This is a genomic window from Methylobacterium sp. NMS14P, from assembly GCF_028583545.1.
Classification (GTDB): domain Bacteria; phylum Pseudomonadota; class Alphaproteobacteria; order Rhizobiales; family Beijerinckiaceae; genus Methylobacterium.
This window is the reverse complement of sequence record NZ_CP087107.1, coordinates 75,948-91,938: the sequence shown is the minus strand read 5'-3', so window position 1 is coordinate 91,938 and position 15,991 is coordinate 75,948. Positions and strand designations below refer to the sequence as shown.

Sequence of the window (15,991 nt, the reverse complement as noted above, 5' to 3'; positions counted from 1 at the left end):
CTCGTCCCAGCTTCGCGACCGTCGGATCCATAGCCATCAGCCCCCGGCTCACCAAGCCGTGACGCCGCCTTGCCCACGGCATCGTTGACAGCCCCGGCCGATTGCGCGAGTTAAAACGAAACGCCGTTTCAAAATCGGCGATTCGGGAGCGGACGTCATGGCGCAAGGGCAACAGGCCCAGGCTCCGGCCCACGCGGTCGATGAGCGGAACCTCCATCGCAAGATGATGCGGCGGATCCTGCCGTTTCTGTTCGTGTGCTACGTGGTCAGCTACCTGGACCGCGTGAATGTCGGCTTCGCCGCGCTCACGATGAACGCGCACATCGGGCTCACCGCGACGTCCTTCGGTATCGGAGCGGGGCTGTTCTTCCTCGGCTACTTCCTCGCCGAGATCCCGAGCAACCTGATCATGATGCGCGTCGGAGCCCGGCTCTGGATCGCGCGGATCATGATCACCTGGGGCCTCGTCTCGGCGGCGACCGCCTTCGTGACCGGCCCGATCCAGTTCGGCGTCGCGCGGTTCCTCCTCGGCCTCGGCGAGGCGGGCTTCGTGCCCGGCGTCTTCCTCTATCTCAGCCTGTGGTTCCCCTCCGCGGTGCGGGCGCGGGCGACCGCGCTGTTCCTCCTCGGCATCCCGGTCGCCAACATCATCGGCTCGCCGATCTCCGGGGCGCTGGTGCAGGTCGAGGGCTTCGGCCTCGCGGGATGGCAGTGGCTCCTCATCCTCGAGGCCCTGCCGGCGGTCCTCCTCGGCATCGTCTGCCTCTTCGTCCTCACGGACCGGCCCGAGAAGGCACGATGTCTCACGCGCGCCGAGCGCGACGTCCTCGTCGCCACGCTCGCGGCGGAGAAGGCGGCGATCGAGAAGAAGCATCCGATGACGCTGGCCCAGGCGCTGCGGAACTGGCGGGTGCTGACGCTGGCGGCGATCAACTTCTGCGCCATTATCGGCTCGCTGGGCATCGGCCTGTGGCTGCCGCAGATCATCAAGCAGCTGGGGCTCGCGACCTCGCTCATCGGAATTGTGACCGCGATCCCCTACCTCTGCGGTGCGGTCGCGATGGTGGTCTGGGGCCGCCTGTCGGACCGGGGCCGCGACCGCACGATCTACCCCGCCATCTCGCTGTTCGTCGGTGCCGCGGCCCTGACGGCGAGTGCCCTGACCCCGACGCCCCTCCTGACCATCGCGGCCCTCTGCGTCGCCGTGATGGGCATCAACTCCTTCGTGGCGACCTTCTGGGCGGTGCCCTCGGGCTTCCTGACCGGCCGGGCGGCGGCCGGCGGCATCGCGATGATCGTCTCGATCGGCAACCTGGGCGGCTTCGCCGGCCCCTACCTGATCGGCCTGGTCCGCGACGTCTCTGGCGGCTTCACGGCGCCGCTCCTCATGGTCGGGGGCATCCTGCTCGTCGGCGCCCTGACGATGCTGGCCTTCGGCCGGCAGGTCCGCCGGGACGCGATCCCGGCCGCGGTCCCGGCCTGATCGCCATGATCCCCCGTCTCTCCTCCGGGCCGAAGGCGCCGTCGCTCTACGCGGCCCTCTGCGCCGAGCTGCGCGTGCGCGGCTTCGCGGGCGACCTGACCCTGGCCGAGGCCGACCGCACCGTGCTCGCCACGGACAACTCGATCTACCAGATCACGCCGCGGGCCATCGCCTTCCCGCGGGGCCTCGACGACCTCGCGCGCATCGCCACGCTGCTCGCCGAGGAGCGGTTTGCCGAAGTCCGGATCGCCCCCCGCGGTGGCGGGACCGGGACCAACGGCCAGTCCCTCACGGACGGGCTCGTGGTCGACCTGTCGCGGCACATGAACCGCATCCTCGCCATCGACCCGGTGCGCCGCACGGCGCGGGTCGAGGCGGGCGTGGTGAAGGACCAGCTCAACGCCGCGCTGGCCGAGCACGGCCTGTTCTTCGCCCCCGAACTCTCGACCTCGAGCCGCGCCACCATCGGCGGCATGGTCGCGACGGACGCGTGCGGCCAGGGCTCCTGCCTCTACGGCAAGACCCGCGACCACGTGCTCGCCCTCACCACGGTGCTCGCCGACGGGACGGTCTGGCATTCCGAACCGCTCGACGCGGCCGGGCTGGAGGCCGCCCAGGGCCGGCCCGATCTCGCGGGTGCCATCCACCGGGAGCTGGACAGGCTGCAGCGCGAGAACGCGGCGCTGATCGACGAGACGTTCCCGCCGCTGAACCGGTGCCTCACCGGCTACGACCTCGCCCACCTGCGCCGCGGGGACGGACGCTTCGACCTCAACGCCGTGCTGTGCGGTTCGGAGGGGACGCTGGGCCTCCTCGCCGAGGCGACGCTCAACGTCCTGCCGCTGCCGAGCCACGTGGCGCTGGTGGTCCTCCGCTACGACGGCTTCGACGCGGCCCTGCGGGACGCCCGCGCGCTCATGGTCTTCGGGGCGGCCTCCGTCGAGACGGTGGATTCGACGGTGCTGGGGCTCGCACAGGAGGATCCCGTCTGGGAGAGCGTCGCCGCCTACTTCCCGGAGGATCGGGGCGAGCGGGCCCGCGGCGTCAACCTGATCGAGTTCGTCGGCGGCGCGGATGCGGTCGAGGCCGCGCTCGCCCGTCTCACGACGGCCCTGGACCAGGCCGGGACGGCCGACGGCCGGCGGGGCTACACGGTGGCCCGGGGCGAGGCGGAGGTCGGCCGCCTCTGGGCGATGCGCAAGAAGGCGGTCGGCCTCCTCGGCAACACCCGGGGCGACCGGCGGCCCGTCGCCTTCGTGGAGGACACCGCCGTCCCGCCGGAGCACCTCGCCGACTACATCGCGGAGTTCCGGCACGCGCTGGACCGGCGCGGCCTGGACTACGGCATGTTCGGCCACGTCGACGCGGGCGTGCTCCACGTCCGCCCGGCCATCGACATGAAGGCCCCCGGCGCCGAGGCGCTGGTCCGCGCGGTCACCGAGGACGTCGTCGCCCTCACGCAGCGCTACGGCGGCCTGCTCTGGGGCGAGCACGGCAAGGGCGTGCGCTCCGAGTTCTCGCCCCGGTTCTTCGGCGCGCTCTACCCCGTGCTTCAGGCGGTGAAGACCGCCTTCGATCCGCGCAACCAGTTCAACCCGGGCAAGATCGCCGCGCCCGAGGGCGCCGCCCTGCTGCGCGTCGACGGCGTGCCGACCAAGGGATCGCGCGACCGCGCGATCCCGGAGGAGGTTCGGGCCGGCTACGACGAGGCGCTCCACTGCAACGGCAACGGCGCCTGCTTCACCTGGGACCCGGACGAGGCGATGTGCCCGTCCTGGAAGGGCACCCGCGAGCGCCGGCACTCGCCGAAGGGCCGCGCCCAGCTGATCCGCGAGTGGCTCCGTCGCCTCGCCGCCGAGGGCCGCGACCCGCTGGAGGAAACCCGGCGCCTCCGCGCCCGCCCGGGCTGGCTCGCCTTCCCGGCCCGCCTCGCCGCGACCCTGCGCCGGCAGGAGGACTTCTCCCACGAGGTGCACGCGGCGATGGCCGGCTGCCTCGCCTGCAAGTCCTGCACGGGGTCCTGCCCGATCAAGGTCGACGTGCCGACCTTCCGGGCGAAGTTCCTCGAACTCTACCACGGCCGCTACCTGCGGCCCCTGCGCCACCACGCCGTCGCCGCCCTGGAGGGCGCCGTGCCGCTGCTGGCGAGGGCGCCCCGGCTCGCGAATGCCGCGACGTCCCTCGGGCTGACCGGGATGATCGGGCTGGTCCACGTCCCGGCGCTCTCGGGCCTCGATCTGCGCGGGGAGCTGAAGCGCCGCGGCGTGGTGCCGGCCGATGCGCGGACCCTGGAACGTCTCCCGGAGGCCGCGCGCCTGACGAGCGTCATCGTCGTGCAGGACGCCTTCACCAGCCACTACGACACACCGGTCCTCCTCGCCCTCCTCGACCTGTTGATCGGTCTCGGATTGCGGCCCTGGCTCGCGCCCTATCGCCCGAACGGCAAGGCGCTCCACGTCCACGGCTTCCTCGGCCGGTTCGGGCGGCTGGCGGCGGCCAACGCCGACCATCTCGGCCGGCTCGCCGCGACCGGCATCGACCTCGTGGGCCTCGACCCGTCGATAACGCTCACCTACCGCGCCGAGTACCGGCAGGCCCTGGCGGGACGGGACCTGCCGCGGGTCCACCTCGTCCAGGAATGGCTCGCCGGCCGGCTCGATCATCGACGCCTCGCCACCGGGACCGAGGCCTACTGGCTCCTGCCCCACTGCACCGAGCGGGCGACGGCGCAGCCGGCGCTGGCCGACTGGGTCAAGGTCTTCGCCGCCCTGGGCTTGCGCCTGTCGGTGCTGCCCTCCGGCTGCTGCGGCATGGCCGGCACCTACGGCCACGAGGCCGAGCACCGGGCGATGTCGGAGCGGATCTACGGCCTCAGCTGGGCCGCGCACGTCGCCGGGAAGGGCCGGTCGGGCCGCCTCCTGGCCGACGGCTACTCCTGCCGCGCGCAGGTGAAGCTCGTCGACGGCCTGCGCCTGCCCCACCCCGTCGAGATCCTCCGCGACCACCTCGCCGCCGGCCCGCTTCCGGCCCGGCGGACCACCAGCCTCGACGCGTAGCCCGACAAGGAGCACACCATGGCAGATCGCACGCAATTCCGGCTCGGCCTCGTCGGCTACGGCGAGATCGGCAGCACGCTCGGCGCCGGCCTGCGCGGCGCCGGCCTGGAATCGATCGCCTGCTACGACAAGTACGCGTTCGAGGGCCCTTACGCGGATCTCATCCAGGCGCGGGCGAGAGAGGCTGGCGTCACCCTCGTCCGCTCGAACGGGGAGCTCGCCGAGGCGGCCGACCTGATCGTCAGCGTCACGCCGGGCGCCGCCTCGCTGGAGAGCGCCGACGCCTTCGCGCCGGTGCTCACGGCGCGCCACACCTTCCTCGACTTCGCCTCGGCCACGCCGAAGATCAAGCAGACCGTCGCCCTGAAGCTCGACGCGACCGGCGCGCTTCTCGGCGACGCTTCGATCGAGGGCACGCCGCTGCACGGCTATTCCATGCGGATGCTGTCGAGCGGCCCGGCCGGCGAGCGGGTCCGCGACCTGCTCGTGCCCTGGGGCATGCAGATCGAGTTCACCGGCCCGGTGCTCGGCACCGCCTCGGGTATCAAGATCATCCGCTCGGTCCTGATCAAGGGGATCGAGGCGCTGACCGACGAGATGCTGCTGGCCGCCCGGCAATACGGGATCGACGAGGTCGTCCTCGCCTCGGCCTCCAAGACCCTCGCCCGGCCGTGGATGGACACGGTCCAGAGCCTGACCCCGTCGGGGGTGATCCACGCCAAGCGCCGGGCCGAGGAGCTGGAAATGTCGGCCGACGCCGTCGCCGATGCCGGGGTCGAGCCGATCATGGCCCGCGCCGTCGCCCAGCGCCTGCGCTGGAAGGAGAGCCTCGGCCTCAAGGATCACTTCAAGGGCGTCGTCCCCCGGACCTACCAGGAGGCCCTCGACGCCATGGCGCTCAAGGCCGGCCTCGAGCCGGTCGCCTGACGCCGCAGCCCCCCTCCCCCGCCTCGAAGGACGAACACCCATGGCCATCGGCTTCAAGATCCACCCGCGCGCCCGCACGGTCGAGCCCGCCACCGTCGAGAAGTTCAAGGCGATCGCGGTCGCCAACATCAGCGACTCCATGAGCCGCATGAGCCACGGCGGCGCGCGGATCCGCCCGCTCCATGCCGGCGGCGTGATGTCCGGCGTCGCCCTCACCGTCCGCACCCGTCCCGGCGACAACCTGATGGTGCAGGCCGCCCTCAACCGCGCGAGGCCCGGCGACGTGCTCGTGGTCGACGGCGACGGCGACCTGACGAACGCCCTCATGGGCGAACTCATGCTCTCCCACGCGCGGCAGATCGGCATGGCCGGCGTCGTCGTGAACGGGGCGGTGCGCGACTACGGCTGGATCCGCAGCGGTGCGTTCCCGGTCTTCGCCGCCGGCATCACCCATCGCGGCCCCTACAAGAACGGGCCGGGCGAGATGAACGCCACCATCGCCGTCGAGGGCATGGTGATCCAGCCCGGCGACCTGATCGTCGGCGACGACGACGGTTTCGTCTGCGTGCCCTTCGACCAGACCGAGGCGGTCTTCGCGGCCGCCGACAGGAAGCAGCAGGGCGAGGCGAAGACCATGGCGGCGATCAAGGCCGGCACCGTGGACCGGTCCTGGATCGAGCGCGCCCTCGCGGAGGCGGGCTGCGAGGGGATCTGACCCCGGAAGGCCGACCGGCGCACCGGTCATTGCGAGCCTGAGCGAGGCAATCCAGGTCAGCGCACCGTCTTAGAAGCGTCCCGCATCCCTGGATTGCTTCGCTTCGTTCGCGATGACGACGAGACAACTCAACAACGGGAGGGAAATCGATGGCGGCTACAGAACACGCCGAGCATCCGCTCGAGGCAGCGACCATGCGCCGGGTCATCCTCCGGCTCGTGCCGTTCCTGATGCTCTGCTACTTCTGCGCCCTTCTCGACCGGGTGAACGTGGGCTTCGCCGCCCTGCAGATGAACAAGGATCTCGGGTTGACCCCGGCCATGTTCGGCTTCGCGGCGAGCCTGTTCTTCGTCTCGTACTTCCTGGTCGAAGTCCCGAGCAATCTCGCCCTGCAGAAGGTCGGCGCCCGGCGCTGGATCGCCCGGATCATGATCACCTGGGGCCTCGTCACCATGGGCATGGCCCTCGTGACCGGGCCTCACTCCCTCTACGCGATGCGCTTCATCCTGGGTGCGGCGGAGGCCGGGTTCTTCCCCGGCGCGATCCTCTACCTGACCTACTGGCTGCCGAGCGCGTACCGCGCGCGGATCCTGGCGACCTTCGCGGTCTCGATCCCGCTGGCGACCTTCCTCGGCTCGCCCCTGTCCGTGTCGCTCCTCGAACTCGACGGCCTGCTCGGCCTCAAGGGCTGGCAGTGGCTGTTCGTGCTGGAGGGCCTGCCCACGGTCATCCTGGGCATCACCTGTCTGTTCGTCCTGACCGACCGGCCCCGCGATGCGAAGTGGCTCCGCGACGACGAGCGCGCCTGGCTCGTCGGGCGCCTCGACGAGGAGGCGGCCAAGCGCAAGCCGACCGGCCACATCTCGCTCTGGCAGCTCGCCCGCAACAAGTACTTCCTGACGATGGCCCTCGTCTGCTCGGGCGCCTCGGCGACGGGAAGCGTCCTGTCGGTGTGGCAGCCGCAGATGATCAAGTCGTTCGGGCTGACTAACCTGCAGACCGGCTTCGTCAACGCGATCCCCTACGGCATCGCCACGGTGCTGATGGTGCTCTGGGGCCGCCACTCCGACCGCCAGGGCGAGCGGCGCTGGCACACGGCGATCCCGCTGCTGCTCGCGGCCTTCGGCCTGTCGTACCTCAACCTCACCGGCAGCATCGCCACGGCCGTCATGGCGGTGTCCTTCGCCCTCGTCGGCGCCTACGCGTTCAAGGGCCCGTTCTGGGCGCTCTCCGCCGGGTGGCTCTCGCCGGCGACGCTGGCGGCGGGACTCGCCGGGATCAACGCGATCTCGAACCTGATCGGCGGCGGCCTGATGGTGAACATCGTCGGCCTCGTGAAGGACGCGACCGGCAGCTTCCCCCTCGGCATGCTCCCCGTCGCCGCGCTCGACGCCGCCGCCGCGCTCAGCGTGATCCTGCTCAGCCGCGCCCATGCCCGCGAGACCAGGACCGCGGCGCTGCCCGCCTGAACTGCCGTCCCCGCTCCCTCACCGAGGACCCGCGATGTCGTTCTTCGCCCCCCCGCCGACCGTGACGGCCGAGATCTTCACGCGCCTGCCCGACCGCTTCCGCAAGGCCCGGCCGACCGCCTGGGCGAACGCCAACCGGGGCGGGCACGCCATCGACTCGTTCCTGGAAGGTCCCGTCTTCGACCGGGCCGGCCGCCTGTACGTGGCGGACATTCCCTTCGGCCGGATCTTCCGCATCGACCAGGCCGGCGAATGGGACCTCGTGGCGGAATACGACGGCTGGCCGAACGGCCTGAAGATCCACCGGGACGGGCGGATCCTCATCACCTGCTACAAGCGCGGCCTGATGCGCCTCGACCCCGGCACCGGGGCGGTGACGCCGTTCCTGGAGAATGCGGGCTCGGAGGGGTTCCGCGGGGTCAACGACCTGACATTCGCCAAGAACGGTGACCTCTACTTCACCGACCAGGGCCAGACCGGGCTGCAGGACCCGACGGGGCGCGTCTACCGCCTGCGCCCCTCCGGCGAGCTGACCTGCCTCGTGGACACCGTGCCGAGCCCGAACGGCATCGTCATCGACGATGCGATGGGCAGCCTGTTCGTGGCCGTGACCCGCGCCCAGCAGATCTGGCGCATCCCGCTGAACGGCAGCGGCCTCGTCGCCAAGGTCGGCGTGTTCGCGCAGCTCCACGGCGGCCTCGGCGGCCCGGACGGCCTCGCGCTGGATGCCGAGGGCTGCCTGATCGTCGCCCACACCGGGTTCGGGTCGATCTGGCGCCTGTCGCCGGTCGCCGAGCCGCTGCTCCGGGTGAGGTCCCCCGCCGGGATCTCGACCACCAACGTCGCCTATGGCGGCCCGGACGGCGCGACCCTGTTCATCACCGAATCCCAGACCGGCAGCATCCTCACGGCGCGGATGCCGGCCGCCGGCCAGACCCTCTTCTCGCACCACTGAACGGACCGGACGGATGACCCCCTCGATGACCCGCCGCGCGCATCTCGCGGCCCTGGTGGCCGGCGCCGCGTTCGGCGCCGGGCCGCGCTCCGCCTCCGCCCAGACCGTGCCCTGGTCCGCGGGCACGGAGCGGCCGACGATCACCGTGCCGCCGGGCGCCACCGACTGCCACCACCACATCTACGATGCGCGCTTCCCCGCCTCGCCCGGCGCGACCCTGCGGCCGCAGGACGCGAGCGTGGCCGATTACCGCCTCCTGATGCAGCGCCTCGGCCTCACCCGGCACGTCGTGGTGCAGCCCTCGACCTACGGGGTCGACAACGGCCTCCTCGTCCAGTCCGTGACGGCGTTCGGCCCGACCGCCCGGGGCATCGCGATGCTCGACGCCTCGGTGACGCCCGAGGAGCTGAAGCGCCTGGACGGGGCGGGCATCCGCGGTGTGCGGTTCGGGACGCGCCTGCCGGGCGGGGCACCGATCACCGACATGGTGCCGGTCGCCCGCAAGATCGCCGATCTCGGCTGGCACATCCAGCTGGTCTCCGACGGCGACAAGATCGTGGAGCTGGCCGACACCCTGAAGGGCATGCCGGTGCCGGTCGTGTTCGACCATATGGGGCACCTGCCCGAGCCCGCCGGGCCCGACCATCCGGGCTTCAGGGTCATCGCCGACCTGATCGAGACGCGCGGCGCCTGGGTGAAGCTCACCGGCGCGTATCTCGCTTCGAGAGTCGGGCCGCCGACCTATGCGGATCGCGGACGCCTCGCCCGCGCCTACGTGGCGCTCGCCCCGGAGCGCCTGGTCTGGGGGACCGACTGGCCGCATCCGACCGCCCCGGCCGACGCGAAACCGGACGATGCCCTGCTCCTCGACCTCCTGGCGCGCTGGGCCCCCGATGAGGCGGTGCGCAACCGAATCCTCGTGGCCAATCCGGCCGCGCTCTACGGCTTCTGAACGCGCGCCCCCGCGGAGGCTCCCGACGATGGACCCCACGCCCCGAACACGGCGGAGTCTTCTGGGCAGCGGCGGCGCCCTCGCCCTCGCGGCGCTCGGCGCCGGCGGCCGGCCGGCGGACGCGGCGGATGCCGCCCCGTTCTCGGCCGGGACGGAGGCGCCCGCGATCCCCGTGCCGCCGAGAGCCTGCGACTGCCACATCCACATCCTGTCGACCCGCTTCCCGGCCTCGCCCCACTGGAAGGGCCAGCCGGTGCTGGACAGCGACGTCGCCGCCTACCGCCGCCTGCAGGCGCGCCTGGGGACGAGCCGGGCGGTGGTGGTGACGCCCTCGACCTACGGCACCGACAACCGCGCGACCCTCGACGGCGTGGCGCAGCTCGGCCCCGCGGCCCGCGCGGTGGTCGTGGTCGATCTCGACATCGGGGTCGCCGAACTCCGGGCGATGGCGGCACAGGGCGCGGTGGGCATCCGGGTGAACTTCGGCACGCCGCAATCCTGGGGACCGACCACCGCGGAGCGTCTGGAGGCGATGGCCCGCAAGGTCGCGCCGCTGGGCTGGCACGTCCAGATCTACGCGACCGGCGATCAGATCGTCGGGCTGGAGCCGGTGCTGCGGCGTCTGCCGACGCGCCTCGTCATCGACCACCTGGCGCGGCTCCCGCCGGACCGGGGCGTGAGCCATCCCGCCCACGCCGTGGTGCGCCGGCTGCTCGACGGCGGTGGGACGTGGATGAAGCTGTCGGGCGCCTACCTCAACACGGCGAGCGGGCCGCCCGCCTACGCCGACGCCACGACGGTGGCGAAGTCCTTCGCGGCGGCCGCCCCGGAGCGGATGCTCTGGGGCAGCGACTGGCCGCACAGGGGCGAGACGCACGTGCCCGACGACGCCCGGCTGCTCGACCTCCTGGCGGACTGGGTGCCCGACGAGCGGCCGCGGGCGCGGGTGCTGGCCGACAATCCCGCAGCGCTCTACGGGTTCGACTGAACGGATGTGATGGCTGTGCTCGGGCCGGGAGGCTCCGCGCGCATGGCCGCTCCCAGCGGGTGTCCATGCCGGGTCGCGCGACCGCACTGGGCGCACGTCTGTCGGGTCGTCGCAGCGGCCGTTGTGCGGTGACCCGCTGCCGTGTGAGGCGGGTCTCGACGCGGGTAATGGAGTCTCGGCACGCCGAACCGGGAGCCCGCCTCCACGGTTCGACGAGCCGCCTCACCCCGTCCTCGAGGGGATGATCGTCGGGCCGATCCTCGGCGACTGCCGCTTCTAGTCCCGGCACGCGCATGCAGGCGCCGCATGCCTGGCGTGAGGCATGTGGCATACCAAGACCGCGCGTGCAGTGCGATATCGCTTCTCACGCACCGCACAACAGGACGCCCCCGATGACCCTCCTCGCCGCTCTCGCCCTTCTCCCCTTCGCCGCGATCGCCAACTTCGCCCTCGTGGTGGCGCTGGCCAATCACTTCGACGACGACCGGCCGGCCGCGGGCTTCCCCGGCGCCGTCCCGACCCTGGCCTGAGCCGTGCCGAGCCCGTCTCGCGCGGGCGAGATCTAGGCTCTCCCGGATCCTGGTCCGGGTGGAAGGAAGCCTCCAGATCTGCTGGAGTCGCTCCTGTCCGCGGCCCGCGCGCGTTCGCGGGCTGTGGCATCTCGGTCGGAAGGCCCGGGGGCGTCCGGCCGCCGAGAGCCGTATCGGGGCGATCATCGCTGTCGTGGCGCCTCGGGTCCTCGACGCGCTCACGGGGATCGGCCAGCGACAGGCACCGCGCGGCGTTCCGGCACGCCGCCCGCGGGCGGCCGGCAGACGCCGGCTCATTGACCCCGCAGGCTCTCGGGCTGCCCTCCCCCGCAGCCGGGCCACCGCGACCAGGGCCTCGGTCACCGGCATGGCGCGGAAGTCGCCTCTCGGATTGAGCGGGAGCGGCGCTCGCGTGTGGCGATCGACGATCGTCAGGATCCGGAACCGACGCCCGTCGAGCAGGCGGTCCGACCTGAAGTCCATCGCCCAGACCGCGTTGGGGCCGCCGGATCTCCGGCAAGGCCCAAGCCGACGAACGGCTTCCTCCAGAGGGAAAAGATCGGCGCAGGCGCGCCCGTCGCCCGGCAGACCGCGTCCACCGTGGCACCATTATTCCCCGCCTGCCGCAGGGCAGAGGCATGGCATCCACAATCCATCAGGATCCAGCCATCAGGATCCAGAATGCTCGAAAACTCGGGCTCGGCGCCAACAGGTTTGCCGCGTCAAGGCCAGGAGCGTTCCCGGACGCAGATCTAGCTGGCGTCTCTATCGCGACGTGGTTGTCTTCGCGGCAGGCAGGTCGGAGCCTACGTCCGAAGCGTAGGCGTTGATGATCCCTGCCAGCAGACCGGGAAAGCGCGCCTCCACCTCGATCCAGCGGGAATGGTTGCGCACCTCGACGCCGTGTCGTTCGCTCCGGATCAATCCGGCCTCGCGCAGAACCTTGAAGTGGTTGGACAGCGAGGATTTCGGGATGACCCGGTCCCCGACCGCCGAGACGGCCGAGCAGGCCTCGACGCAGCCCGCCCGCATGATCTTGGCGAAGATGGCGGCCCGGCTCGGGTCGGCGAGCGCGTGCAGGATCGCCTCTGGACGCACGTCCTCGATCGCGGGGTGAAACAGCGGTCTCATATTTCGTCCATATGGGGTCTTGAACGACGCTCCGTTAGTTCCGAAGTTCCGAACTATGGGTCGATGGCTGCCATCCCGGAGCCGGCCCGTATCGGAGATAGCACACATGTCGAAGCTTGCGGGCAAGGTCGCCGTCGTGACCGGAGCATCCAAGGGCATCGGTGCGGGGATCGCCAGGGCGCTGGCGCAGGACGGCGCCGCTGTGGTGGTGAACTACGCGTCCAGCAAGGCCGGGGCCGACGCCGTCGTGGCGGCGATCACGTCGGCCGGCGGCAGGGCCGTCGCGGTCCAGGGGGACGTCTCCAGAGCGTCCGAGGCGCAGGGTGTGATCGAGGCGGCGGTGCGGGAATTCGGGCGGCTCGACGTGCTCGTCAACAACTCCGGCATCTACGAGTTCGCGGCGATCGAGGAGGTCACCGAGGAACACTATCGCCGCCAGTTCGACGTCAACGTGCTCGGCATTCTGCTGGCGACCCGGGCGGCCGCGAAGCATCTCGGCGAGGGCGCGAGCATCGTGAACATCTCCTCGGCGATCACGCACGTGCACACGCCGACCGCGGCGGTGTACGCCGGCACCAAGGGCGCGGTGAACGCCATATCGGGGGTGCTCGCCAACGAGCTGGCCCCGCGCAAGATACGCGTGAACGTCGTCAGCCCGGGCTTCGTGGTGACCGAGGGCACGCACACGGCGGGCGTCGTCGGTTCCGAGATGGAGACAGGTCTCGTCGCGCAGACGCCGCTCGGCCGTGCCGGTCAGCCGGAAGATATCGCCACGGTCGTGGCATTCCTCGCGTCCGACGACGCGCGCTGGCTCACCGGCGAGAACATCACCGCCAGCGGCGGCATTCGCTGATATACGGCGACGAGACCTGCGCGCATGGTCCAGCCAGACGGCGCGCAGGAGCGAAACGCGGGACGAGCGGTGTCGAACGACGTCGATCGTTCGACGCCGTGTGCTCCCGTGTCTCTCGCACCGGAGGTGGACCTCCGGCTTTCCGCGTACCGTGCCCGTTGGGCGCCGATGAGCGGCCTGGTGCCGAGGACCACCCTGAGTCGCACGGTGCGCCCGAACGGGTCCACAGCGTCAGAAATCCAACGATGCCGAGAGCAGGAACGTCCGCGGCGTGCCCTGGCTCAGGATGCCCCTGCCGGTCGACGCCCAGTAGTTGTTGCCCGACAGGTTGACGACGTTCGCCCGCAGGGTCAGCGGCCGGTCCTGCAACGTGGTAGCGTAGCGCAGGCCGACGTCGAGGGTCGCCCAGTCCGGGATCTTCTGGCTGTTGGCGAGGTCGTAGTACTGGGCCGACGTGTAGATCACCCGGCCGGTGACCGTCAGGCCTGGAATGAGGCCCGGCGGCAGGTCGTACTCGCCGTAGAGGTTGAGCTGCACGTCCGGCACGCCGACCGCGACGCGGCCGACATTGCGGGGATCCTGGGCCCGCACCTGCACGCCGTCGAGCAGGCTGACCCCGCCCAGGACGCGGATGCCCGGCACCGGTTCGCCGAACACGGTGAGCTCGATGCCGCTGTTGCGCTGGCGTCCGTCGACCGAGAACACGAGGGTGCGGGCGTCGAGGAAGCCGGAGGGCTGCTCGATCTCGAAGGCGGCGAAGCCGACGCCGACGGCGCCGAAATCGTACTTGGCGCCGACCTCGGTCTGGCGGGAGACGAAGGCCGGGAAGGCGGCGGTGGCGTTGGCGGCGTTCACGGGCGGAGCCGGGGAGGTCAGGCCCTCGATGTAGTTGGCGTAGAGCGAGAGCCGCTCCCACGGCTTCACCACGAGGCCGATCCCCGGCGAGAAGGCGCCGCTCTCGCTCGCACCGGTCCGGAATCCCGTGACCGGGTTGTACGCGTTCACGTCGAGGCTCTGCCAGCGGCCGCCGAGGGTGAGCAGCACGCGGTCGTCGAGGACCGACAGGGTGTCGGCGACGGCGATGCTGCGGTTGATCCGGCTCGACGTGCGCGGCGTCGCGTCCGACAGGCCGAGGGTCGAGCGCGGGGGGAGATAGACCGGGGCGTAGAGGTTCGAGACGATCGGCGCACCGACATTCTGCGCCGGCGGCTGGGCGAGGTCCTGCCAGAACCCGACCGTCGCCAAGCCGAAGCTGTGCTTGATGGGTCCGGTCTCGACAGTGCCGCGCAGTCCCGCCTCCGCCGTCTGGTTGACGATGTGGAACGGCAGGTAGCTGACCGGGTCGCGATAGTCGCCGCGGGCGTTGAAGATAGTCAGGACGCCGCCGAAGTATTCCTGCCGGAAATTCGAGACGCCGTAGGCGCCGTAGACGGTGAGATCGGGCGTGAGGTCGTACTCGATCCGCGTGGCGAGCTGCTGGTTGGCGCTGTCGCGATACTCCCACGGCTGCTGCTGGTTCAGGTTCAGGTCCGGCGCGCGGGGGATGCGCACGCCTGCCGCCACGTTGCGGTTGCGCAGCGGCGAAGTGAAGTCGAGTTCCTGGTATCCGAGATCGAGGCTCGCCCGCAGGCGCTCGCCGCGATAGTCGAGGGCGAGGGCCGCGACGCCGAAATGTACGCTCTGATTGTCGATCGGGGTGTTGCCGTTGTTGAAGGCACCGTTGAAGCGGATGCCCCACTCCTTCGCGTCGCCGAAGCGGCGGCTCACATCGACGGCCTTGTAGACCTGGGCGTCCGAGCTGTAGCCGAGGGTGACGCGGTTGAGCGGCTCCTCACCGGCGCGCTTCGGGATCAGGTTGATGATGCCGCCGATATTGCCGAAGGGCGGGACGCCGGAGAGCAGCGTGGACGGCCCGCGCAGCACCTCGACGCGCTCGATCGGCTCGATCGCCGGGTTGAACGCATCGGCGACGCCGAACAGGCCGTTGAAGGCAATGTCCTGGGCGAAGACCGGAAATCCGCGGATGAAGAAGCCGAGGATGCCGGAGAAAGCCGGTACATTGGTGCGGATGGACGGATCGTTGTTGACCACGTCCTGAACGTTGCGGGCCTGCTGGTCGCGGATGAGCTTGTCCGTGTAGCTGGTCGAGCTGAAGGGCTGATCGAAGACGTTGCGGTTGCCGAGCAGCCCGAGCCGCGAGCCTGAGCCGACGACATCGCCGGGATAGGTCGGCGGCGGCGATCCGATGATCGCCGTCGGGGAGGTCACAGGGGCCTGTCCGCCGCCGCGGGCTTCCACCGAGAGTTCGTCGAGCCGGACCTCGCTCTGGGCGGACGCATCGGACACGGCGCCGATAGCGATCAGCAAGGTGAGGGAGAGGATGACGGAACAGTTTCCGTGACTCGACATGCGAACGCGGTTCCAGGGTATGCAGCGTTGCGGGACAACTGGCACCCGCAGCCCCACGCGCTCCCATTCGACAGATATTGGACATTGACAATAGGCGGCGCGCGGCAATCTCGAACGAGATGGTCCATGTTGCCACAATGTAACTCAGTGAGATTGGAATAAATAAAATTTCAACTCTGCCGCGACGCGTATGGTTTGAAGGAGATGTATCCTGCCGTCGATTTACATTATCGCCACGAATATTTCTAAATTTAACTGTATATTGCCGGCCAAGTGACGAAGGTTGTAGAGACGTCCGTTCGAAATCGTGCGCGGACTTGGCGGCAGCGTCGCCTTCCGCGCTTCGTCGCTCAGGAGCGGACCGGCAGACCCCTCCCTGAACGGCCATCCCGATGGCGGCCCGACCCGGGCTTGAAGGCCGCTGCCAGTGCGGCCCGAAGCGGACGCAAGCGACGGCGCCTGAATCCAGACGTCCCACCGTCGAGACCGAGAGCTGTTCCCGATCGTGCTGCAAGGACTTGGA

The 15,991-nt window shown here is 70.6% G+C and carries 12 protein-coding genes and 1 pseudogene; 10 read left to right on the top strand and 3 right to left on the bottom strand.

From position 1 onward, the window contains the following. Positions 1–157: 157 nt before the first annotated feature. The 9 genes from LOK46_RS30260 (at position 158) to LOK46_RS30220 (ending at position 11,075) form a co-directional block, all read left to right on the top strand. On the top strand, positions 158–1,483 hold the full coding sequence (locus LOK46_RS30260) for an MFS transporter (RefSeq protein WP_273565044.1): 1,326 nt from the start codon (positions 158–160) through the stop codon (positions 1,481–1,483). 5 nt (positions 1,484–1,488) lie between these two features. Continuing rightward, entirely contained in the window at positions 1,489–4,539 is a 3,051-nt protein-coding gene (gene ydiJ / locus LOK46_RS30255) for a D-2-hydroxyglutarate dehydrogenase YdiJ (protein ID WP_273565043.1), read from the top strand. An 18-nt stretch (positions 4,540–4,557) separates the two neighbouring features. After that, positions 4,558–5,466, top strand: a complete 909-nt coding sequence (locus LOK46_RS30250; protein ID WP_273565042.1) for a DUF1932 domain-containing protein — start codon at positions 4,558–4,560, stop codon at positions 5,464–5,466. 40 nt (positions 5,467–5,506) lie between these two features. Further along, positions 5,507–6,181, top strand: a complete 675-nt coding sequence (locus LOK46_RS30245; protein WP_273565041.1) for an RraA family protein — start codon at positions 5,507–5,509, stop codon at positions 6,179–6,181. 149 nt (positions 6,182–6,330) lie between these two features. Then, positions 6,331–7,650 (top strand): MFS transporter, encoded by a 1,320-nt coding sequence (locus tag LOK46_RS30240; protein WP_273565040.1) that lies wholly within the window; start codon positions 6,331–6,333, stop codon positions 7,648–7,650. Positions 7,651–7,684: 34 nt separating this feature from the next. Beyond that, on the top strand, positions 7,685–8,605 hold the full coding sequence (locus tag LOK46_RS30235) for an SMP-30/gluconolactonase/LRE family protein (RefSeq protein ID WP_273565039.1): 921 nt from the start codon (positions 7,685–7,687) through the stop codon (positions 8,603–8,605). A gap of 13 nt (positions 8,606–8,618) precedes the next feature. Continuing rightward, positions 8,619–9,557: an amidohydrolase family protein gene (locus LOK46_RS30230; RefSeq protein ID WP_273565038.1), complete on the top strand. Its 939-nt coding sequence runs from the start codon at positions 8,619–8,621 to the stop codon at positions 9,555–9,557. 28 nt (positions 9,558–9,585) lie between these two features. After that, positions 9,586–10,545, top strand: a complete 960-nt coding sequence (locus tag LOK46_RS30225; protein WP_273565037.1) for an amidohydrolase family protein — start codon at positions 9,586–9,588, stop codon at positions 10,543–10,545. Between the two features lie 392 nt (positions 10,546–10,937). Further along, positions 10,938–11,075 carry a hypothetical protein gene (locus LOK46_RS30220; RefSeq protein ID WP_273565036.1) on the top strand — a complete coding sequence of 46 codons (138 nt, stop codon included), beginning with the start codon at positions 10,938–10,940 and terminating at the stop codon, positions 11,073–11,075. Positions 11,076–11,223: 148 nt separating this feature from the next. Here the strand turns inward: LOK46_RS30220 and LOK46_RS32985 are convergent. Together LOK46_RS32985 and LOK46_RS30215 are read right to left on the bottom strand one after the other, a co-directional pair. After that, positions 11,224–11,582, bottom strand: a pseudogene (locus LOK46_RS32985) (IS3 family transposase); the annotation flags it as partial. Between the two features lie 258 nt (positions 11,583–11,840). Then, positions 11,841–12,206 (bottom strand): ArsR/SmtB family transcription factor, encoded by a 366-nt coding sequence (locus tag LOK46_RS30215; RefSeq protein WP_273565035.1) that lies wholly within the window; start codon positions 12,204–12,206, stop codon positions 11,841–11,843. A gap of 106 nt (positions 12,207–12,312) precedes the next feature. On the opposite strand from LOK46_RS30215, the gene LOK46_RS30210 reads away from it, so the two are divergent. Next, positions 12,313–13,059: a glucose 1-dehydrogenase gene (locus LOK46_RS30210; protein ID WP_273565034.1), complete on the top strand. Its 747-nt coding sequence runs from the start codon at positions 12,313–12,315 to the stop codon at positions 13,057–13,059. A 231-nt stretch (positions 13,060–13,290) separates the two neighbouring features. On the opposite strand, the gene LOK46_RS30205 is transcribed toward LOK46_RS30210, so the two are convergent. Continuing rightward, positions 13,291–15,468: a TonB-dependent receptor gene (locus LOK46_RS30205; RefSeq protein ID WP_273565033.1), complete on the bottom strand. Its 2,178-nt coding sequence runs from the start codon at positions 15,466–15,468 to the stop codon at positions 13,291–13,293. Between the last annotated feature and the right edge of the window lie 523 nt (positions 15,469–15,991).